Annotated in this window: 18 protein-coding genes and 1 pseudogene; 9 read left to right on the plus strand and 10 right to left on the minus strand. The window is 50.9% G+C overall.

What is annotated here, in order from left to right:
• Window positions 1-50: 50 nt before the first annotated feature.
• From P0X86_RS31960 to P0X86_RS33375, 3 genes and pseudogenes are all read left to right on the plus strand, one after another.
• Window positions 51-791 carry a hypothetical protein gene (locus P0X86_RS31960; protein WP_277747357.1) on the plus strand — a complete coding sequence of 247 codons (741 nt, stop codon included), beginning with the start codon at window positions 51-53 and terminating at the stop codon, window positions 789-791.
• A gap of 41 nt (window positions 792-832) precedes the next feature.
• The gene (locus P0X86_RS31965; protein WP_277747358.1) at window positions 833-1,843 is read left to right on the plus strand and encodes a polysaccharide deacetylase family protein; all 1,011 of its coding nucleotides are present in this window, start codon (window positions 833-835) and stop codon (window positions 1,841-1,843) included.
• Window positions 1,844-2,025: 182 nt separating this feature from the next.
• A pseudogene (locus P0X86_RS33375) lies at window positions 2,026-3,131 on the plus strand (glycosyl hydrolase family 8).
• A 26-nt stretch (window positions 3,132-3,157) separates the two neighbouring features.
• On the opposite strand, the gene P0X86_RS31975 reads toward P0X86_RS33375, so the two are convergent.
• From P0X86_RS31975 to P0X86_RS31990, 4 genes are all read right to left on the minus strand, one after another.
• On the minus strand, window positions 3,158-3,871 hold the full coding sequence (locus P0X86_RS31975) for a sulfite exporter TauE/SafE family protein (RefSeq protein ID WP_096775652.1): 714 nt from the start codon (window positions 3,869-3,871) through the stop codon (window positions 3,158-3,160).
• A 200-nt stretch (window positions 3,872-4,071) separates the two neighbouring features.
• Window positions 4,072-4,413, minus strand: coding sequence for a zinc ribbon domain-containing protein YjdM (locus P0X86_RS31980; protein ID WP_096775651.1), 342 nt, complete (start codon window positions 4,411-4,413; stop codon window positions 4,072-4,074).
• A gap of 90 nt (window positions 4,414-4,503) precedes the next feature.
• Window positions 4,504-5,520 (minus strand): SDR family oxidoreductase, encoded by a 1,017-nt coding sequence (locus P0X86_RS31985; protein WP_192570229.1) that lies wholly within the window; start codon window positions 5,518-5,520, stop codon window positions 4,504-4,506.
• Between the two features lie 263 nt (window positions 5,521-5,783).
• A complete protein-coding gene (locus P0X86_RS31990) occupies window positions 5,784-6,284 on the minus strand; it encodes a cupin domain-containing protein (protein ID WP_192570228.1) in 501 nt (166 codons plus the stop codon).
• Between the two features lie 264 nt (window positions 6,285-6,548).
• Here P0X86_RS31990 and P0X86_RS31995 point away from each other — a divergent pair, with 264 nt between their 5' ends.
• Window positions 6,549-8,963, plus strand: a complete 2,415-nt coding sequence (locus P0X86_RS31995) for an S-layer homology domain-containing protein (protein WP_277747359.1) — start codon at window positions 6,549-6,551, stop codon at window positions 8,961-8,963.
• Window positions 8,964-8,968: 5 nt separating this feature from the next.
• Window positions 8,969-9,847: a GNAT family N-acetyltransferase gene (locus P0X86_RS32000; RefSeq protein ID WP_277747360.1), complete on the plus strand. Its 879-nt coding sequence runs from the start codon at window positions 8,969-8,971 to the stop codon at window positions 9,845-9,847.
• Window positions 9,848-9,890: 43 nt separating this feature from the next.
• Here P0X86_RS32000 and P0X86_RS32005 read toward each other — a convergent pair whose 3' ends face one another.
• The 4 genes from P0X86_RS32005 to P0X86_RS32020 all read right to left on the minus strand — a co-directional run bounded on the left by P0X86_RS32005 (window position 9,891) and on the right by P0X86_RS32020 (window position 13,094).
• Window positions 9,891-10,430, minus strand: a complete 540-nt coding sequence (locus tag P0X86_RS32005; protein WP_277747361.1) for a DinB family protein — start codon at window positions 10,428-10,430, stop codon at window positions 9,891-9,893.
• A gap of 61 nt (window positions 10,431-10,491) precedes the next feature.
• Entirely contained in the window at window positions 10,492-11,439 is a 948-nt protein-coding gene (locus tag P0X86_RS32010; protein WP_277747362.1) for a helix-turn-helix transcriptional regulator, read from the minus strand.
• Window positions 11,440-11,462: 23 nt separating this feature from the next.
• A complete protein-coding gene (locus tag P0X86_RS32015; protein ID WP_277747363.1) occupies window positions 11,463-12,212 on the minus strand; it encodes a class I SAM-dependent methyltransferase in 750 nt (249 codons plus the stop codon).
• Window positions 12,213-12,557: 345 nt separating this feature from the next.
• Window positions 12,558-13,094: a hypothetical protein gene (locus P0X86_RS32020; RefSeq protein WP_009591201.1), complete on the minus strand. Its 537-nt coding sequence runs from the start codon at window positions 13,092-13,094 to the stop codon at window positions 12,558-12,560.
• A 107-nt stretch (window positions 13,095-13,201) separates the two neighbouring features.
• Here P0X86_RS32020 and P0X86_RS32025 point away from each other — a divergent pair, with 107 nt between their 5' ends.
• Window positions 13,202-14,116, plus strand: coding sequence for a phosphatidate cytidylyltransferase (locus tag P0X86_RS32025; RefSeq protein WP_009591157.1), 915 nt, complete (start codon window positions 13,202-13,204; stop codon window positions 14,114-14,116).
• 116 nt (window positions 14,117-14,232) lie between these two features.
• Here P0X86_RS32025 and P0X86_RS32030 read toward each other — a convergent pair whose 3' ends face one another.
• Together P0X86_RS32030 and P0X86_RS32035 are read right to left on the minus strand one after the other, a co-directional pair.
• Complete coding sequence (locus P0X86_RS32030) at window positions 14,233-15,228, minus strand: sensor domain-containing diguanylate cyclase (RefSeq protein ID WP_277747364.1); 996 nt, start codon at window positions 15,226-15,228, stop codon at window positions 14,233-14,235.
• Between the two features lie 35 nt (window positions 15,229-15,263).
• Entirely contained in the window at window positions 15,264-16,079 is an 816-nt protein-coding gene (locus tag P0X86_RS32035) for an alpha/beta fold hydrolase (RefSeq protein WP_277747365.1), read from the minus strand.
• 477 nt (window positions 16,080-16,556) lie between these two features.
• Between P0X86_RS32035 and P0X86_RS32040 the strand changes: the two genes are divergently transcribed.
• From P0X86_RS32040 to P0X86_RS32050, 3 genes are read left to right on the plus strand one after another with little or no spacing between them, the layout of a single operon-like run.
• A complete protein-coding gene (locus tag P0X86_RS32040; RefSeq protein ID WP_277747366.1) occupies window positions 16,557-17,909 on the plus strand; it encodes a glycosyltransferase family 2 protein in 1,353 nt (450 codons plus the stop codon).
• Window positions 17,910-17,938: 29 nt separating this feature from the next.
• The gene (locus P0X86_RS32045) at window positions 17,939-19,030 is read left to right on the plus strand and encodes an acyltransferase (protein WP_277747367.1); all 1,092 of its coding nucleotides are present in this window, start codon (window positions 17,939-17,941) and stop codon (window positions 19,028-19,030) included.
• Between the two features lie 6 nt (window positions 19,031-19,036).
• Window positions 19,037-20,200 (plus strand): glycoside hydrolase family 18 protein, encoded by a 1,164-nt coding sequence (locus P0X86_RS32050; protein WP_277747368.1) that lies wholly within the window; start codon window positions 19,037-19,039, stop codon window positions 20,198-20,200.
• Window positions 20,201-20,290 lie beyond the last annotated feature (90 nt).

Here is a 20,290-nt window from a genome sequence, read left to right on the forward strand (position 1 = left end):
TTTATCCTAAATTCATGCTGTATTCATTGAAATATATAGGAGTTGATATTTTGGCCAGGGAAACAGAAAAAAAGGGAATGGCCTGGTTTAAGAATGCCCGCTCAAACCAGAACCAACCCGAGAAGAACAGTGCCGAACACCAGGAAATTGCCGTAACCGTCGAAGAAGAGCCGGCTTATTCCGCGGAGCCTGAACTGCCCGCCGCGGAGAGCAGCAAGCATCTTTTCTCCAAGGACAACCAGGACAAAATCGGCCTCGACGTCATCGTTTCGATCGAGAACATGCTGAAGGAGCGGCAATTGCTGTCTTATAAGAACAAGGGCCTGGAGGATCAGCTATTTACCGCCAACGAAACGATCAACCGGTATAAGCATGAGCAGATCAAGCGCGATCAGTTGGTCCAGGAGAAGAACAAGGAAATCCGCGAGCTCGAGAACGTGCTGACCAACAAACAGATGAGTTACGACCAGCTGTTGGAGGATTACAAGGAATACCAGCTGACATCGAACCTGGCGTACGAGAAGCTCTCCAACCAGCTGGAGACCGAAACCGCCAAGTACAACAAGCTCTACGAAGAGTCTAACAACACCCAATATCAGAGCATGCTCAAGATCAACGCGCTTGAAGAGAAGGTGCGCGAGTTGGAGATTGCAAACCAGAAGTATGCGGAGCAGTACCAGAACATTCTGGACGATAAAGCCAAATTGATGCAGACCATCAATGATTTTACCGAGAAGATGTCTTTCTCCTTCTCGCCAAGAACATCGGCTCCCAATACACCATCGGAATAAGCATAATCACTGCATGAACATCTAGAGAAAGGAGGGCCGTCATGTCTGACTCCTATGGAAAAGTCATTGAGCTGCTGGCGATCAAGGCTATCCGGCATTTGGACGATGTATCTACCCTGTCCTTCCTGTCCGCGCCTCCATCCGAACCGGGTCCGGCCGAAGAGGTGCAGACCGATGGAAATCGAAACACCACGCGCTCTGCAAGGAAGCCGCATCGTCTTCCGCTTAAGCTGGCAAGCGCAACCTTGATGAGCTTGATTTTTGTGGTATTGCTAAGTTCATTTAATTACTCGTATCCGAGTGACATCCGGCATGAAGCTGCTATAACCGCCGCAGCGGAGGTCGAAACGGTCATCCAATTGCTTGCCGAGAACCGGAATGCGATGATTGCCAAACCTGTAGCCGCTTCCGTGGAGAAGGAAGCGGATAGCAAACCGAGGAAGGAGATCAAGACCTCGGCTGCCGTTCCACAGCTGGAGCTTAAGGATTTCATCTCCTACAGCATCCCCAAAGGGTATGTCGCCCTTACGTTCGATGACGGGCCATCCAAGCACTCCATGGATATCATGAACGTCTTGAAGAAACACGGGGTTGGCGGGACGTTCTTCTTTGTCGGCACCAATGTGAAAAAACACCCGGACTACGTCAAGGCCATCCATGCCAACGGGTACTCCGTCGGCAGCCATTCGATGACCCATAGCCAGATGCCAAACCTTACTTATGAAGAACAAAAGGCGGAACTGACCCGCGCAGCCGATCTCATTGAGCATATTACCGATGAGAAGCTGGTGCTCTTCCGTCCGCCTTACGGTGCCTTTGATGACCGGACCGAGGCGTTAAGCCGCCAGCAAGGCAATAAAGTGGTGCTCTGGAACCGGGATCCCGAGGATTGGCTGACTCGCGACGAGGATAAAATCCTGGATTATGTCCAGCACATCGAAGCTTCCGGCTCCATTATTCTCCTCCATGAATCCCAGGCGGTCGTGGATGCGTTACCGAAGATCATTAAGAGCCTGCAGGATCAAGGACTAACCATCGTCAGTCTGCAATAATCGCTATACGCTTATGCAAGAAAGGCTGTACCTTTGATGATTTGGAGCTTCCAACATCAGGTACAGCCTTTTTTAGTGAAGTATACCCGTTCCTACAGCCGGGGGCTATGTTCACCGCCGCCCAGTCTTCCTTGAAGGCTTTAACCTGTTGAATATCGAAAGAGTATGGTCGAGGTGAACCTATGACAAACCGGATTTCAACGCGCAAGAAAGCCATTCTTGCGATCATCGTCGTTCTTGCCCTTGCCGGCATCCTCCTCATAGCCTGCTGGATCAACAAGAACAAGGAGAATCCTGACGTGACCGCAGCGTTCATTGAAGAGCATATGACAAACGATAACGGTACCATTGCCACCTATCTTAAACCCGCTGCTTCCGTGAATCCGGACATCGTTGCCGGCCGGGAAGCGTTATCCGAGTCGCTCGGGCTTTGGATGCGGACTGCCGTGATATCCGGCAATCGAGCCCGGTTCGACGACAGCGTCCAGCTTCTTACCACCTATTTTCTTAATCAGGAGCAGAGCCCTATATCCAATGGAAGCTCAGGCCGGACGGTCAATCCGAGGTCACAACCAATGCGCTGGGCGATGATCTGCGAATCCTCGATGCCCTGCTGAAGGCGTTCAATCGCTGGGGCGAGGAAGAATACCTTCAATTGGCAAAAAGGATCGGGTCTGCACTCCTTGCGATACAAACCGAAGGTTATCTCGTCGATTATCATGATTTTGCACGGGATGAATCCGCCGCCGCGCTAAGCCTGGTCTACGTTGACTTATCGGCACTGCGCGAAATGCATAATAACGGAATCCTACCCTCCCAGGATTATGAACGATATCAAAACCTGCTCGCTCATATGCCTTCGGACGGCGTTTTCTATCCCAAAACCTATCACATCGGCTCCGGCCAATATGAGTACGACGCATCGGTCAATCTGATCGACCAATTGATCGTTGGCGTCCATCTCGCCGAGATGAATCATCCGCCGACAGATCTTATAGCGTTCCTGAAGGGAGAATTCCGCCAGCATCAGCGGCTGGCAGGCCGCTACACCCGTGAAAGCCGCAAACCGGACGCGGATTACGAGTCGCCTGCCGTTTACGGTCTGGCCATCATTCTGGCGCTGCAAACCAATGACCTCCCATGGGCGCAGCAGCTGCATGAACGCATGCTCCAATTCCGGGATCAGGATCCCGCTTATCCGGGAGGATACGTGTTTGACGGGAATACGCATGCTTTTGATAACCTGTTTCCCTTGCTGGCCGAGACGCTGTTCGAGCAGTCCAAATGATGATCCTGCCATCTTCTTTGGCATGACTACAAGCTTTCGATCAGCATGTACACACCGGTAAAGATCAAAATGATATAGGTAAAGATCTGAAACACGCGCTGGTTGATGACGTTGAATAAACGTTGTCCGATAAACAGCCCGATGAATACCAGCGGCAGCGCGATTCCGCTCGATACCCAGACTGTCTTGGACGTTCCCGCCACGATCACCTGAATGATCAAACTCAGGGAGTAGATGAACAAATAGAAGGCCAGGGTCGTCCCTCTCAGTTTGGCCTTTTGCGTATCGGTGCCCGAAAAATATAACAGCAGGGGCGGACCCGGCATGCCGATGCTCGTCGTTAGAGAGCCTGAGAGTCCTCCCACAGCCAAGTCCCTGCCGCGGCTTTGGTTTATTCTAAACTTCAGCATCAGCATGACGGTCAGTGCCAATATGATCAGACTGACGCCCAGCTTCAGATAGCCGATATCGATGAGCGAAAAAATAACGATGCCCAGAGGGAGACCTGCCGCGCTTCCGATCACCAATCGTTTAAGGATGCCGTAGTCGATGTCCTTGCGGATTTTAGCAATCAGGGCAGCCGATATGACAAGCGATAGAATCAGATTAATCTGAATGGCCTCGGCGGGCCGGAACAACAACAGCAGAAACGGCGTAGCCAGGATGGAGAACCCAAAACCGGTACTGGTCTGGAGAATCGACGCCACGAATATGATAACCGCAAATAGTATGATATCCACGCTGCACCTGCTTTCTTCACCTATTCGGGGAGCTCCTATACGAAGCAAGCCCATCCTGTCATTGTACCATAAGGCCATCACAAGACTGCTTCTCATTTGTTGCCGCAATAGGCTGCAAAAACCCTGGTTAGACGAGAAAAACCCTCCTTGATGGAGGGTTTTTGCTGCTGCTATTCATGATGGAACCGTGCTAACACATCTTAACTCTTTTTAACGAATTCCGATTTCAATTTCATGGCCCCGAATCCTTCGATCTTGCAATCGATATCGTGGTCGCCGTCGACCAAACGTATATTTTTCACTTTCGTGCCTATTTTTAATACGGATGAGCTGCCTTTTACTTTAAGATCTTTGATTACCGTTACGGAATCGCCGTCGGCCAATACATTTCCGTTCGCGTCTTTAATGACCCTCGCATCTTCCTCATGCTCCGCTTGGGACCCCGGGGTCCATTCATGAGCGCATTCGGGGCAAATCAAGAGGTTCCCATCCTCATACGTATATTCTGAATTACATTTCGGGCAATTCGGCAAAGTAGACATCGTTTCGTTTCTCCATTCGTTTTACAATAACTATACCCTATATTCGAAACAGATGTCCGCTATATACTTCCGCCCCTGAAAGATTAAGCCTTACCCCGTAATGATCGACTTGGCCTTCTCCAGCGCGGAGATGACCTTATCGCACCACGCATCAAACTCCGCGTCCTCCCGCTGATGTTCCGGGTGGGCTAAAATATAGTCCACGGTCTGCTTGATCCCTTGATCGGCACGGATGGTTGCCACGAATTCAGGGACCAGCCGCTTCAGCTTGCTGTTATCGAACACCACCGTATTCGCTTTGTCTCCCAGTAACGACCCGCGGAAATCCTGCGTGCTGGTAGCATCCAGGAACTCGGAAGAGACATGCACCGCATTCAGCTGTACGCCAAGGGCATCCGCAATGATTTCATAAATTTGATTCCAGGTAAGCGACTCGTCCGAGGTAATATGCACCGACTCCCCGATGGCATGGATATTGCCCATCAGGCCGATGAAGCCTTTAGCAAAATCGCGGTTATGCGTCAGGGTCCACAGCGACGTCCCGTCTCCATGAATAAGGACCGGTTTATTCTCCAGCATGCGCTTTACGACCTGCCAGCTTCCCTGGCTGCCGTGCACGCCGAGCGGAATGGACCGCTCATCGTACGTATGGCTTGGCCTTACAATAGTCACCGGGAAGCCATGCTCCCGATACTGCTTCATCAGATAATCCTCACAGGCTATTTTGTTTCGGGAATACGCCCAGTATGGATTGGATAAAGGCGTCCCTTCCGTAATGCGATAATCGGATAGGGGCGTTTGATAGGCTGAGGCCGAGCTGATAAAGATGAACTGTTTGGTTTTTCCTGCAAACAGGCGGTAATCCCTTTCCAGATGGGCGGGCTCGAATGCAATAAAGTCGGCCACAACATCAAAATCGAGATGCTCAATCAGTTTCGTTACTTGGTCTTCGTCATGAATATCGGCTTGCAAAATATGTGCGCCCTCGGGCAACGTGTCGTTTCGGTTCCCTCGATTGAGCAAGTATAACTCGCAACCTTGTTCAAGCAGCTGCTTCGTAATCGCCGTGCTGATCGTTCCGGTTCCTCCAATAAACAACGCTTTCATAAACTGCACCTCCGGTAGCAATAATGAGAAGACTGACTGCAACTTGACCTTCTATCCCTTACCATAGCATGGGCACGGGTGCATTACAATTTCCAAAAAGGGTTGACCCGCACAAGACTTTGAGCAGAGTGTGGAGCAGGAAGCATTATAGGTCGTGCGTGAACCGGCATGAGGCTAAGGTGCTGTTGTAACGCGCAGAAAGACTCCCGTCTGCTTGCGGCAGGCGGGAGTCTTTTCGTTTCTAATAATGTCGCATGCTTAGGTTATTTCACCCACTTATGCAGCAGAGGCCCTTCCTCTCCAAAGACAGGATCCGTTTCCGGTACAGGCACGCTTTGGATTTCGTTGATCGCCTGGGCCCGATCCGTCGGATTACGCTCCCTCATGTTCGGCGTATTCCCTTCGGGATAGGCACCAATCACTTCGAAGTCGGGCGTACTGGTAAGCTTCATATGTGCAGTACCCGCCGGCAAGACGATCACGTCACCTGTAGCAAGCTCCAGCCGCTCCCCTGCATCCCCGCCCACAAGGACGGTCGCGCTTCCGGACCGCACGCCAAGGACTTCGTGCGTATTGCTGTGATAATGATGGTAATCGTATACGCCGCCTGACCAGCTGCCGCTCCAGCGATGCCGGTTAAAGGCTGCCTCCAACCCGCTCGGGTCATCCGCGAATACCCCATTGTACACAATGACAGGCAGGTCGGGATTGTTGGGAACCTCTCCATCGTCATTCACGAAAAATGATCTGACATGTACTTCCACGGTCATCCGCTCCTTTTAATTCATTGTTCACTCGTGTACCAGTACCCGGGCCGAGCGTGTCTCAAACAATCTTCCTGCAAGAAAATTTCCATATAACCCGCCATAATATAGAAAGGAATCGACCCAGATTCTCTGTATTATATTCACTAGTTCTTTAGTCCGGAAAAAATGATTGCCAACCCAGAACCTGGAACTATATTATAGAATCACGAATCCAGCGAAAGAGCCGGATTACGGTATACATCAAAACAAGGGGGAACATGCTTGAAACACAAATTAATCGTAAAAGTGATGACCACAGCAGCATTGCTGAGTGCTTGCGCCTTCCCTGCGCACGCAGCTCCGACATCGCTTACGGACATCTCCAATTCTTATGCAAAGGATGCCATCCTGGAGCTTGTCGACAAAGGAATCATCAATGGGAAAGGCAATGGCACGTTTGATCCTACCGGTAAGATTTACAGGCAGGACTTCGCCATTATCTTGGCCAAGGCTTTGTCTCTGGACGTAACATCAGCGCCTCCGTCACCAACATTCAGCGACATACCGGCCACTCATTATTCTTACAAATTCGTGGAGGCTGCAGTCAAAGCCGGCCTAATCAAAGGCCAGGGCAATGGGGAATTTGGCTTAGGAGAGAACCTATCACGACAGGATATGGCCGTCCTATTCATCCGGGCTCTCGGCGTAGATGCAAGCGGAAAGGCTGCCGAACAGGGTAAATTGAATTTCAGCGATGCAGCCTCAATCTCAAACTACGCGAAGGATGCCGTTGCTGCAGCCGTTGAACTAAAGCTGCTCAATGGCCTAACGGACGGCTCGTTTAATCCTGCCGGCAGTGCGGACAGGCAATCGGTAGCCTTAGTAGCAAGCCGCTTCCTAAAAGCCAAGGACGAGCTCCCTCAAATTCCCGATACGACACCGGAACCAGGCAATCCAACACTTCCTCCAGCCACTGAAAAGCCTGTGGCACCACCTACTACCAATAACAATTCTAGCGGCGGCGGTTCTACCGCTCCAAGCAATCCCGGCACGCCCAGCCAATCCGATACGACACCACCTACGGTGACCATGGTTTCAACCTCTCCGGTCATGGCTGATCTGCACGTTATCGTTAAAAGCACAGAATCAGGCATCGTGTATCTTGTTCCCGCTTCAAAGACAGCCGCTACCAAAGCCCAACTGGAATCGTTGGTGGCCGAGAAGCTCGCTAACAAGGCAATCGTAGCCTCCGCCAATGCGGAAACCGCCATCACAACAACCCATTTGGCCTTGGGCGACTATAAAGTCTATGCAGTGGATTCTGCAGGCAACGTATCTGCGGCTACCTCCACGATCGTGCTGCAGGTACGGGTGATGGAACAGCCTACCCTTTATTTTTCCGATCAGCGCACCCTTGTATTCGCCTATAACGAGAACCTGAATCCTCAGTTTGTTCCTAAGGTTGAGGACTTTTCCGTTTATACCGAGGATGGAACTCTAAAATTCCCGAAGGCCATAGAACATGTACGCATCATAGAGAATAAAGTGGAGATCGTGCTTGCGGAGACGTTACCGCTCGGGAGATCCGTAAAAGCAGCTTTTAACCCTCTTGATTCCGGTGCTTCAGTCCGCAGCCTCACGGGAAAAATCTCTCCTGTTGTAGGTCCCGCATCCGTTACCTATTTGCCGGACAACGTAAAGGAAATGCTGGACGATCTGATTGCGGAAGCCATGACATTGATGGAGAGCGCCGAGATCGGAAACACGTTGGGCAAATATCCGCAAGAGGCGGTCGAAAGCCTTAACGGGGTGATTCAACTCGCATCATCCGCAGCTGAGAATCCGGATGCAACACCCCAGACTCTCGCAGAAGGTTATAACAGTCTGTCTTCCTTTATGGGAGTTTTCCGGAACCTTCAGGTTAAGCCGTTAACGATATCGCTTGCCCAACAGGATGATGTGTTCATTTTGAACAGCCCTATCCACTCTGTAAACAGCTTGGTTACAATAACAGACGATGTTTTTCATACTCCGGGTGACGCATACACCAAGCGGAACATTAAGAATTTGGTTCAGGTGCAGCGCAATGGAAACCAAGCACCTATTCAATATCAATACAATGACGCCCAGCTAGCATTCGACATCATTCAGAGTAGTGAAGTGATTGGTCATATTGAGATCGAGTCTACCGATCCAACCATTGTGCAATTGACCAACGAATCCCATTATGGACTTTCGGTGAAGCCTACTGCAAAAGCTGATGAATCAGTACAAACTTCACTCATTTTCAAAGTGATTGAGAACGACAATGAGACGGGTCGGGTGGAGTTGCCCGTAAAGTTCGATCTAACGGCTCCTACGGTAACCCAAGCCACCTATGATCCCTATAATGGGCTCTTCACTTTAAGAATAGACGAAGCTATTAATAATGACATATATAATTTACAAACGCCATTATCAATGAATATCGCGCATTCACCAAGTGGAGATTTCACCGATGTAATTCAGCTATCTCAACAAGATTTCTTTATCTCGGCAATTACCGGCCAAAAGCTCATTCACATCACTCTTCAGCCTTCGGGTATTGCCAAAATATCGACCAACCCGCCTGGTGGTAAATTCAAAATCAACGTCAACGGTCTGAGCGATTTTGCTCGAAATCACAAGCCACAAGTTATTGAAATTGATGCATTCTAATTGCCATGAAAACATCCATTGAGGTTCGCGCTTACCAAGGCGCACTGCCTTCAGAGTTCAGCTCGTTGGTCCCCCCTGAGCTGCGGGACTATCTGCGCGTACTGCCGCCGAACTGCATCGCATTGGGAGCGATCGGCGGAGGCATGCCGCTTGGAATTGCGATTGCGAAGCGGAACGGTGCGGAATTGTCAGCCAACCTGCAAGCACTAGTCATAACCGAACCCTGCCGACGGCAGGGGATCGGGCTCCAGCTGTACGGCATGCTCGAATCGCTGCTGCGGCAGCAAGGGATATGTTGGATCAGGACCGAATACTTGGGGGCCAGCCATGTTGCATCGTTGGAAGCTTCCTTTCTTCAGTCATGCGGATTTCCTGAGCCTGCACCCGGTATCCATGTATGGAACGGTTCCTTTGACATCCTGAAAGAACTGCCGCGGATCCAGTCTCTGAAGCTGCCCGGCGATTACCTCGCTATTCCGTTTGACGAGCTTACGGGCAAGGAACGAGTGGAGATGGCCAAAGGAAACGGCGACTGGTATCCGCCCATCCTGGATCCTTTTGCCGAAGAGGATTTGATCGACCGACAGCGGAGCCTGGCATTGCGGTATCGGGATGCGATCATAGGCTGGATGATACTGGAGCCGTTCCATGCACAAACATTGCTCTTTAAAACGATGTTTGTGAGGCAGTCCCATCAACGAACAGGGCGCGGAATTGCGCTTCTGGCCGAGGCTAGCCGGCGAATTGTGCGTGAAGGGCAATACAAAGATTGGATATTCTTCGTCGAAGCGGACAATGCGGACATGGTCCGATTCATGCAGCGGCGGATCCATCATCCGAATGTTCAGAAGGAGATACTATGGAGAACGGTCAAAGCACTTTGACCGTTCTCTTGTTGTATTCGGACATCCGCAGCCTGATATGTCATCATACCCGCTGCTCTAACGCCTGTTTCAACCGATTCAGCTGTCGAACATGATGACGATAATGCATCTCAATGAGCAAAAACCACTCTTTGGCATGCAATCCTCCGAACCTCGGATGGGGGACGGTATGCTGCAAGGATGCCTCACCAAGCTTCGGTTCGGTTTCTTTCACCCGATGGAGGACGGCGTTCAAGCCTTGAATCAGCTGCTCCTTGTCTGCGGGCTGTTCCGGGGTATACTGCGGAGACGGCGGAACCTGAATGCGGATGGGCGGGAAACTGCCCTGTTCGAATATCGCCGCTCCCACTTCCGTTTTTCCGGCCGGGGAAGCTGCCGCATCTCCATTCATGTTCAAGCAATGGTCGATGTTCCGCAGATGCATGTACAGTGCGGATTGAATCAAGTGCTGGTACATTTGCCCGATCGACCACTCGTCCTCCGCCGGCTTATATCTTAATTGCTCCTCGCTGAATCCATCCAGCTCCTGCACATAAACCTTCACCGTCTCTTCTAATCGCTGCAATGCTTCCTTTATATTCATATCAACAACTCCTTCATCGTCTTTGTACCGAATATACAAAAACGCTACTGACAACGTCATGTCAGTAGCGTTTAAACATCTTCTCCGCTTCGTCGCGGATTCGGTCTCGGAAGGATTGCGGTTCAAGCACAACGACATCCGATCCCCAGCCGAGCACCCAATGCAGGATCTCCTCAGGACGGCGGACGCGAAAGCTCACAAGCAGTCCTTCCTCGCACTCCTCTAAAGTCTCTATATAATAGTTGCCGGCTTCCTTCACTCGATCCGCGATGCCATGACTTGCCAGAACCCGTACCAGCAAATTGCGGTCATCCCGTGGCCGATAATTCTCCAAATGAAAATCCGGCGGCATCTCAAAGCGCTGCTCAAGGATCGTCAGGTCCTTCATGCGGGACAACCGAAAATGACGAATGCCTTGCCGGAGGTCGCACCAGGCAATCAATGTCCATGAGCCTTGAAGAAAGGCCAGGCCATAAGGGGCCGCCGAGCGAAAGCTCTTTCGGTTGCCTTTGGAATCCGGCATGTTCTTCGCGTAATGGAATTCTATCTTCCGTTCCTCAAGTATGGCCCTACGAACCAATTCCAGATAATCCCTCTCTTCTCCTAAAGCTGCCTTGCTGCCGGGAGCAAGGAGCCGCATGGTCTTTCGAACCCGGGCAGCGTCTGCGCGGACACGGTCCGGCAGAATGGACTCTATCTTCTTGCGGGAAGCCCTAGCCTTCTCGCCATAGTCTGCGTCAAAGCGCTGCTCGACGAAATCCGTTCCTATGAGCAGCGCCACGGCTTCCTCTGCCGTGAACATGATGGGCGGCAGAAAGTACCCCTCCATTAACGAGTATCCTTGCCCGGGGGCTCCGATCACGGGTACGCCTGCTTCACTAAGAGCCTGAATATCCCGGTAGATGGTCCGGACGCTCGTTTCGAATAGGGATGCCAAATCTTCGGCCCGCATAACCTTGCGCTGCTGCAGCTCAAGCAGGATGGCCAGTAATCGATCGGTCTTGTTCATTCTATGTTTACCTCCGAAAGGACTTAAACCTCTCCCCAGTACACCTTCGTCTCGTAGTCAAAAAACACGCAGCCATCCTGCTCATTCCGTTCATAGATGATTTGGAGCTCCTTCATCATCGGCTCGTAGTTCGGATGCCCGGGCAGGGGAGCATAAGATGACGAATGAAGGCGACCGCATAAGCCTTCATAATCGAATGTCTGCCGATTGAAGAATTTCGCCTCCTTCATATCTCCTGAACGGAAAAAGGCCGCCAGCGTTTCATGCCCAATATTCTTCTGGTCCACTTCTTTATAGTCGGTGCCATAGGTAAGGAGCAACTGCTCATATGCCCTCAGGAACGGCGTTCCCTCCGTGAGCCTGGAATTCCATATCAGGGCAACCTTCCCGCCCGGCCTCAGAATCCGCCGAAACTCCGACTGGGCCGCATGACGGTCAAACCAGTGAAAAGCCTGGGCGCTCACGATATGATCCACCGATTGATCGGGCAGCCCCGTCATTTCGGCCGAACCGGAAACCATGCGGAAGCCGGGCTCGCCGCCAAGGTCCGACTCGGCGGCTTCCCGCATCGCCTGATTGGGCTCCACGGCGGTCACATGGCTCCCCCGTTTCAGCAGCAGCTTCGTGAATATCCCCGTCCCTGCGCCAATATCGGCGATATCGCCATGCAGTCCCACCGTGTCATACAGATAATCCATGACCTCCTGCGGATAACTCGGGCGATACTTCGTGTACGAATCCACGCGATTCGAAAACCGTTCCTTGCTGTTCATCCTAAACCACGCTCCCATCCAAGATATAAGCGAATCCTGACTACGACACCCTTTCGTTTCATTAGATGAAACTTCATTTCATTTTCATAACTCCATTTTATAGCAAATGCTGTTTAATCTCCAGTACTTGCTGCTGGGAGGGGCTCCCGACCTTCATCATCCACGAACTGCAAAAAGCCCAGCCTCATCTGGATGCAGACTAAGCGGGCTTTTTCCTTATTTCGTAATAAGGTAATAGCTGACACTGCCGAGCATAAATGGATGCGCTTGAAGCTGAATGTCTTAGCAACCGTCCGCCTTACAAGTTGGTCATGTCCGCAGGATGCCGACAATGCTTTGTGAAGTTCAAGGCTCATACTCGCTCAGCTTCCCTTCATATATCAACTGCAGGCGCTCGCTTTGGCGAAAATCGTCCGGCGTCACCAAGGCAGGCAGCTTATCCCATAACCTTACTCCGGAACGCTGCAGAATCTCGGCCACGAATTGCGAACAGAAATAGGAATTGCTGAATTCGATCGGTTCCTTCAGGGCGATGCCCAGGACGCCCAATATGTTATAGAAATACTTTTTATCCTTTCGGATAAAAGCCTGCAAAACCCGCTTCATCTTCGCGATGTCGCGTTCGGATACCTGAAGCTCATAGATCACGCAGGTCGTGTTGGGGTACTTGCTGAACGTTCCCGTCTTCAAATCCTCTTTTACAAATCCGCCGTTCAGGGGGTTGTTCGGATTCTTCCTCCCAAAACTATATAACTCCGACAGCTCCCGGTTAAAGGAGATCGAGGCATGATTATAAGGCGCTCTCGTATAGCCCTGAATGACTTTCGTAAAGAGCGTTCCGGTATTGGTAAGCAATATAAAGACCGATTGATCGTCTACCATTTACGAAATTTCCCCTTATCCGTATTGAATTATTCCTTCATAATAACATATGATTCTTTTAGTAGAACAAGAATCGTACCCCGTGACAAGTTGGTGATGACAGGCATATGGAAAGCTCGCTTTTAACCTTGATCCTTATATTCTCCGTCTTATCGGTCATCCAGCTCCTGTATTACGTGATGAGTAAGACGCAGCCGAATATCGACTATACCGAAGTAGGATTCCGCATCAAAACCTGGTGGGGCATGCTCGTCATCTTCTGTTTGGCGACCCTTTTGAATCCCGTCGTATCCCTGCTATCCCTTATGGTGCTGACCTTCTTTACGCTCAAAGAATATTTCTCGATGATCAAAACCCGGAAGGCCGATCGCCGTTTATTTCTGTGGGCTTATCTAACCATCCCCGTCCAATTCTATTGGATCTATATCGAATGGTACGGGATGTTCATCGTGTTCATTCCAATCTATGTATTCTTGGTGCTGCCGCTTCCACGGTTGATCAACAAGGGCACCGTCGGATTTATGCGCAGCGTCAGCTCGACCCAGTGGGGACTCATGCTAATGGTATTCGGTCTCAGCCACCTGGCCTATTTTCAATTTGCCACGCCCCAGTATGGAGCTGGGCTCGTGCTGTTTCTCGTCGTCTTAACGCAGCTGAACGATGTGGTGCACACGATCGCTTCCCTCTATTTCGGCAAACGGAGAATCGTGCCGACATCGAACCCGAATCTCACTTGGGAAGGCTTTGCGTGCGCGTTTCTCGTTACCACCGGATGCTCCTATCTCATCTATCCCTATCTGACGCCGCTAAGCCCGACCTTTGGCCTCTTGTCCGGCATGCTGATCAGCCTCGCCGGCTTCTTCGGCAGCTTGACGGTTTCCGTGCTGAAGCGCGATTTATTGATCGGGGATGACGGACGATTCGATGCTTTGAAGAAAAGTTACCTGAGCCGCGTCGACAGCCTGACGTATACCTCGCCGATCTTTTTTCATTTCATCCGTTACTTTTACGATTTTATGTAGTTTCGCCTCTCATGCAAAAAATAGGTTAACAAGGCTCAGGGGCCTGAACCTCTATAAGCCATAACCATGCGAGCTTAGGCTCAACTTGGTTATGGCTTTTTCGTGGATAGAATGTATTAAGGCGAATATCCCTGGAGCCTCAAATCCTCATAATGGGAAACCTGGTTTCGTCCATTTTGCTTGGAGGCATAGAGGGCTTCGTCCGCTTTTTGCAGGAGCGTCGCTTCATTGGCGTCCGGACTGGCCGTGATGATGCCGATACTGATCGTCATGCTGCCCGTTTTCCAGCTGAAATCCTGGACTGCCCGCCGTAACCGCTCCGCGCCGGCCTTTGCTTTCTCCGCATCCGTTTCCGGGAGGATCATGACAAACTCCTCTCCGCCATAGCGGGCAACCGTCTCCCCTTCGACGGCGTGGGTCTTCAGGATGGTTGCTACATTAAACAGAACCTCATCCCCATACCCATGTCCCCAAGTATCGTTCACGTGCTTAAAATGATCAATGTCGATGATGAACAACGAGAGCGGAATCCGGTTATGGTTATACTGCATCAGCTGCTCTTCCAGCTTCTCCTGAAAGAATCTCCGGTTCTTCAATCCGGTCAGCTTGTCGGTATTCGACAGTTCCAACAGAACCGCGTTAATCTCCATGAGCTCCGTCTGCTTCCGTTCAATCTCGGCATGGATCTGCTGCAGCTCGGCCAATGCCTGGTCTTTTTCCCAATAGGCCTTCTCAATCTGCTTGTTGGCCATCCGAAGCTCCATTTCATAATCAATGCGTTTGCCCATCTGCACCAATACGCAGTCCAGCCGTTCCTGTCCCTCACGCTCAAATTTGCGTCCATTCAATATAAACGGCACCGACTCTCCCTGACTGTTCTTAAGCCGGATAAACAGCTCCTCCACATGCCCGTCCAGATTGATATGCGGATAGAAGTAAGAGTGGAATATAAGCTTGTTCGCCGTCGACATCATAGCTTCAAAATGCTTCTGCACCACGTCCTCCAGCCGATACCCCATCATGTCAAGGAAGGTCTGGTTCACCTCCGCCACCATGCCTTCGTGGGTGATGGAGACATAGCCGCATGGCGCATAGTTCAATCGTTCATCCATTGCTTATCGATCGATCCTTTCCAAGTACATTCCCGCTAGCCTGTATACGCCGCTTCAGATTTCAGATAGTCATTGATCAACGCAATCGTCTCCTCGGGATGGCTGATATGCGGATAATGCCCCTTCGCCTCCATCAAGCGGAACGTGCTGTTATCCAGATGACTGTGCAAATACTCGCCTGCCGCAATAGGGACGATGCTGTCATCCGAGCATTGCAGGATCAGCGAGGGAACCGTGGCTTGGGATAACGCCTGCCGGCAGTCCGAGAAAAAGGTAACCTCGGCGAACTCCCTCGTAATCGCCGGATCCGCCGAAATAAAGCTGCGCTCCAGCTCTTGGGTCAGCTTCGGCATCTCCGGGTTCTTCATCGCGATCGGCGCGAGGAAGCTTGCCCATCCGGCAAAATTCATCTCCATCATATCCAGCAGCTCCGTCACATCGCTTTTATCAAATCCTCCGACGTACCCGTCATCATTCAGATATCGCGGAGATGGCCCGATCATGATTAATTGAGCGAAATACTCCGGACGTTCGATCGATGCCAACATCCCGATCATGGAGCTGACCGAATGACCTATAAAAATCACGTCCCGAAGCTCCAGCGCCTCCACAATGTCCAGCACATCCTGCACATAGCCGCGAAGGCTGCCGTACCTCTCCGATGTATACGCCGACAAATTAGAACCGCCCGAGCCCACGTAATCGAACAGCACGATCCGATAAAACGGTTCGAAGGCAGGCAGGATGTATCTCCACATGCTCTGGTCGCAGCCGAAGCCGTGCGCCAGCATGAGCGTACGCTCCCCTGTCCCCAGCACCTTTACGTGATTCCGTGCAATAACCTCATTCATGACATAAACTCCTCTATGCTCTTCCTTCTTTCTCTCCATTCTAAGGGACCCTATGTAAATATCAAGTCATTTTGCCGAATGTTTGTCGATTTAAGACGAGTTGAACCGAAGTTAGGCGAAAGATGAACGGGCTCCATGTACATAGATGCTTAATCGCTTTAGCCGCCTAAAATATAGAAAGACGAACCTATACAGAGACTGTTCTCGAAAAGCCTCTATGTATTCGTTTTCTTGATCCATGGAGCGGGTTTACATTTCTAGCACGATTGCGATAGTTTATTACATAGGATGTCATTTGTATTTATATGGAATTAGAGGTTATAAATGTATGATTTTATCCCTCTATGCCCGATTTTATCCCTTGACATCGAATGGACAGAAAAAGCGCTCGCCTAATCCGCACCCCATAGAGCAGGCCCAAGGCGCATCATACTGGTCTTCATCACAAAAAGACAGAGAAAGAGAGGAGTGAGGAGTTTGCAGTACTTTTTTTATGGATTAGCCGGCGTGTTTCTCGTGTTTCAGGCCCTCTACACGTTCATCCCGCTGCTATGCAGCAAGGTGAAGAAACTGAATTCCGATCTCGCCGAAAAATCAATCACGGTGCTCGTCCCCGCTTACAACGAAGAACTGACGATCCGGAATTGCATCGATGCCATGGCGGGCTTGCGCTACCGCAACTATGAGATCATGATCATCAACGACGGCTCCAAGGACGGAACCTTATCCGCCCTAGACGGGCTCCTGGATTTGGAGCCGAGTGTCAGGACGGCCGACAGCAAGCTGAACTATAAGCCAATAAAAGGATTCTATCGTTCCAATCGATACCGCCATATTTACGTTATCGATAAGATGAATGGCGGGAAAGCCGACTCGCTGAATGCTGGCATCGACTATGCCGTCTCCGACATCGTCATCACCCTGGATGCGGACAGCATGCTGGAAGCCGACTCGCTCAAGTATGTGAATCAATATTTTCACGATGACGATATCATTGCGCTGGGCGGCACGGTCAAAATCGTGCAGGGTGCCGTCCGGGACAAGAACGGTGCCGTCGTCGAAAAATTCCGCGGAAAAGGGCTCATCAAAAGCCAGATCATCAATTATACGCACGGCTTCTACGTCCGCAAGCTCACGCAATCGTATTTTAATTCGATCGTGGTGATTTCAGGCGCCTTTGGCGCCTTCTATAAAGACGTCCTCGTTCATGTCGACGGCTTCCGCAGCACGGTGGGGGAAGATATCGACATTACGCTCAAAATTCACGAGTACATCAAAGCCAATCAATTGAAGAAAAAACTCGTCTACGCCCCGGAAGCGGTATGCTACACCGAATGTCCGGAGAATCTGCCGAACTTCTATAAACAGCGCATTCGCTGGCAGAAGGCCTTCATTGACTGCATTCTGATCTATTGGTCCAGGCTGTCCCGGAAGTTCAGCGTCAGCGTGAGCCTGTTCTTTGCGATTGACGGATTTATGCTGGGGACGCTCTCGGCGTTTACCACGATATTTTATCTGGGGCAGACGCTGGTTGTGGGCGGGAACCTGTGGCATGCCATTATCTTTCTGCTGATGAGCGTGGTGCTGAATGCCGCGCAGATCGTCATCTCCCTGTACTTATGCCGTAAATATGGCAGCACCTATGCGTTTAGCGATTACGTGAGGATGTTCCTGTTCAGCCAAGCGGAACTGCTAACCTATCGGAATTTGCTGCTGTACATCAACATTGCGGGCACGTTCAAATATTTTGACAATGATGAGGGCTGGGGATTCGTGGAGCGCAAAGGCGTGGCCGCCATCAGCCAGAACATTGCCGCTGGATCGAACTAAATTATAGTGAAGGAGACTGCCGAAACCGCATGGTTCCCAACAAACGAATCGTCTATGTCGATATTCTAAGAATTCTATCTATCGTAGCCGTCATTATCCTGCACTACACGGCAGAGGTGCTGACCAGCACGAATGATTTCCACTCCTCCTCATGGTGGATCAGCAACGGATTTAACTCCATCTCCCGCTTCGCCGTCCCGGTTTTCTTCATGATCAGCGGAGCGATGATTCTGCGGACGAAGATAACATCCTACCGTGAGTTCTATACGAAGCGCGTCGTACCGCTGCTCATCCCCCTCCTGACCTGGTCGCTCATCTACGGCTTGTACAATCAATACTATCTGATGCGAAGCAGGCTGAGTGCGTACGAGTTCGTTATCGACTTCGGCTACCGGCTGCTGACCGACCGAAATTACGTCCATCTCTGGTTCCTGTACGCTATTATTGCCATCTATATGACGGTGCCGCTAATCAGCAAATTCATCCAATCGTGCAGCGAGAAGGATCTGCGGTATTATCTGCTGCTCTGGTTCATCGTCAGCATCGCCTATCGTTTCATCTCGGATGCCGTCTTCCGCGCAACGGATCAATACATCAACATTCCGATCATGAACATCCCGTTCTTCATGGGATTTCTGGGTTATTTCATTCTGGGGTACTATCTCTTCCATTTCGAGCTGCCGCCTAAAGCCAAAAACATTCTGTACAATCTGGGCATCGTCTCTTTTTTTATCACGCCGGTTGCCACCTACTTCGTATCGCTGCGCAGCGGCGTACTGGATGAGATGTTCTATGGCAATTACTCCATCACCACGTTCTTCATGGCTGTCGGGTTGTTTATCTTTTTCAAGGAGAAGGAAGCCCGAATCAGCGATAAAGTGAATCATAAAGTCCAAAAATTGATCAGCTCGCTCTCCCGTGCCAGCTTCAGCATCTACCTGATTCACCTGCTCGTTGAAATGATGCTATCCGGCCGAACCGAAATCGAGGCCACGTTCCTGGAAGCCTCCCTTAGTCTGATCGTGAATATCACCATTATCTTCGCCATCAGCTATATCACCGTCAAGGTGTTAAACCTAAGCAAAACGGCAACCTACATTCTATTCGGCGGGCGGGGTTAAAGGACGATGAGAATAACGATATATACGAAAATATTCATTGTGGTGCTGCTTGCAGGCATGGGTCTTTACTTCTATCAGATCTCCGCGGCGGAGGACCGGAAAATCACGGCGGTCTACGTGGAGGCTTGGCAGGATTACCGAAACATCAAGCTATCGGAGAAAGGCGTGGACATTGCGTTTATCGCTTTTGCACAGATCAAGGGAACGGAGCTCTACTTCCATGAAGACATCACGACCAACAACCAAATCAAAGAAAACATCAAGCAGTTGAAGGCGGCGAATCCGAAGACCCAAATGGTGCTGGCTGTAGGCGGCTACGGAGCCGACGGCTTCTCGGACGCTGCGCTGGACGGCAACCGGTACCTCTTCACCGAGAGCATCATCAACCTGGTCAAGGAGCTGGACCTGGACGGCGTGGACATCGACTGGGAGTATCCGGCGTTCCATGCCTGGAACACGCAGAAGGCAAGGCCGGAGGATACGAGGAATTTTACCAATCTGATGAAGGAGCTGCGGGAGAAGCTGTACAGGCTGCCTCACAAGAACAAGAAATATCTGCTGACCTTCGCTTCCGGAACGCAGGACTGGTACTTCCAGAACGTCGAGGTCAAAAAAGTGGAGAAATACGTGGATTTCATCAACGTCATGACCTACGACCTGACAGGCAAGTGGTCGGATACCACGGGCTTTAACTCCAATCTGTACGCAGACAGCCAGGGGAAATCCAAACACTCCATTGACGGCATCATCTCCATGTACCTGGACCACGACATCGACAGCAGGAAGCTGCTGCTCGGCATCCCTGCCTACTCGTACGGCTGGAAGAACGTGAAGGAAAACAAGGGGGCCAAGAACGGCCTCTTTGCTCCCGGAACGCCCATCGACATCGACAAGGTAAATCTGCATTATAAGCAGATCGAGAAAGCCTACCTGAACAAAAATGGCTTCAAGCGCTACTATGACAACAAAGCCAAGGCCGCCTACCTCTATGACGGCCATACCTTCATCAGTTACGAGGATCAGGAGGCCTTGAAGGAGAAGGTGAGCTACATCCAAAGCAAGAATCTCGCGGGCGCGATGGTCTGGCAGTATTCGCAGGATGCAGAGGACGGCATCGTGAAATATTTAAGCGAGCATTTGAACGAGCGTCAGCAAACCGCCAAACGGTAACATGCGGTGCCTGCCTTAAGCGGAGCTGCACCCCCGTCTTGGGGGAGCGGTAGTTCTGGTAACAACCAACTATATACGTGAAAAAGCCGG

The sequence above is a fragment of the Paenibacillus sp. BR1-192 genome (assembly GCF_029542445.1).
GTDB lineage: Bacteria > Bacillota > Bacilli > Paenibacillales > Paenibacillaceae > Paenibacillus_AQ > Paenibacillus_AQ lautus_A.

Excerpts from the sequence above, each read along its gene's own strand:
- P0X86_RS31965 (WP_277747358.1), top strand. The coding sequence starts at position 833 with ATGTCTGACTCCTATGGAAAAGTCATTGAGCTGCTGGCGATCAAGGCT.
- P0X86_RS31980 (WP_096775651.1), bottom strand. The coding sequence starts at position 4,413 with ATGTCTACTTTGCCGAATTGCCCGAAATGTAATTCAGAATATACGTAT.
- P0X86_RS31985 (WP_192570229.1), bottom strand. The coding sequence starts at position 5,520 with ATGAAAGCGTTGTTTATTGGAGGAACCGGAACGATCAGCACGGCGATT.
- P0X86_RS32000 (WP_277747360.1), top strand. The coding sequence starts at position 8,969 with ATGAAAACATCCATTGAGGTTCGCGCTTACCAAGGCGCACTGCCTTCA.
- P0X86_RS32005 (WP_277747361.1), bottom strand. The coding sequence starts at position 10,430 with ATGAATATAAAGGAAGCATTGCAGCGATTAGAAGAGACGGTGAAGGTT.
- P0X86_RS32010 (WP_277747362.1), bottom strand. The coding sequence starts at position 11,439 with ATGAACAAGACCGATCGATTACTGGCCATCCTGCTTGAGCTGCAGCAG.
- P0X86_RS32015 (WP_277747363.1), bottom strand. The coding sequence starts at position 12,212 with ATGAACAGCAAGGAACGGTTTTCGAATCGCGTGGATTCGTACACGAAG.
- P0X86_RS32020 (WP_009591201.1), bottom strand. The coding sequence starts at position 13,094 with ATGGTAGACGATCAATCGGTCTTTATATTGCTTACCAATACCGGAACG.
- P0X86_RS32025 (WP_009591157.1), top strand. The coding sequence starts at position 13,202 with ATGGAAAGCTCGCTTTTAACCTTGATCCTTATATTCTCCGTCTTATCG.
- P0X86_RS32030 (WP_277747364.1), bottom strand. The coding sequence starts at position 15,228 with ATGGATGAACGATTGAACTATGCGCCATGCGGCTATGTCTCCATCACC.
- P0X86_RS32035 (WP_277747365.1), bottom strand. The coding sequence starts at position 16,079 with ATGAATGAGGTTATTGCACGGAATCACGTAAAGGTGCTGGGGACAGGG.
- P0X86_RS32045 (WP_277747367.1), top strand. The coding sequence starts at position 17,939 with ATGGTTCCCAACAAACGAATCGTCTATGTCGATATTCTAAGAATTCTA.
- P0X86_RS32050 (WP_277747368.1), top strand. The coding sequence starts at position 19,037 with ATGAGAATAACGATATATACGAAAATATTCATTGTGGTGCTGCTTGCA.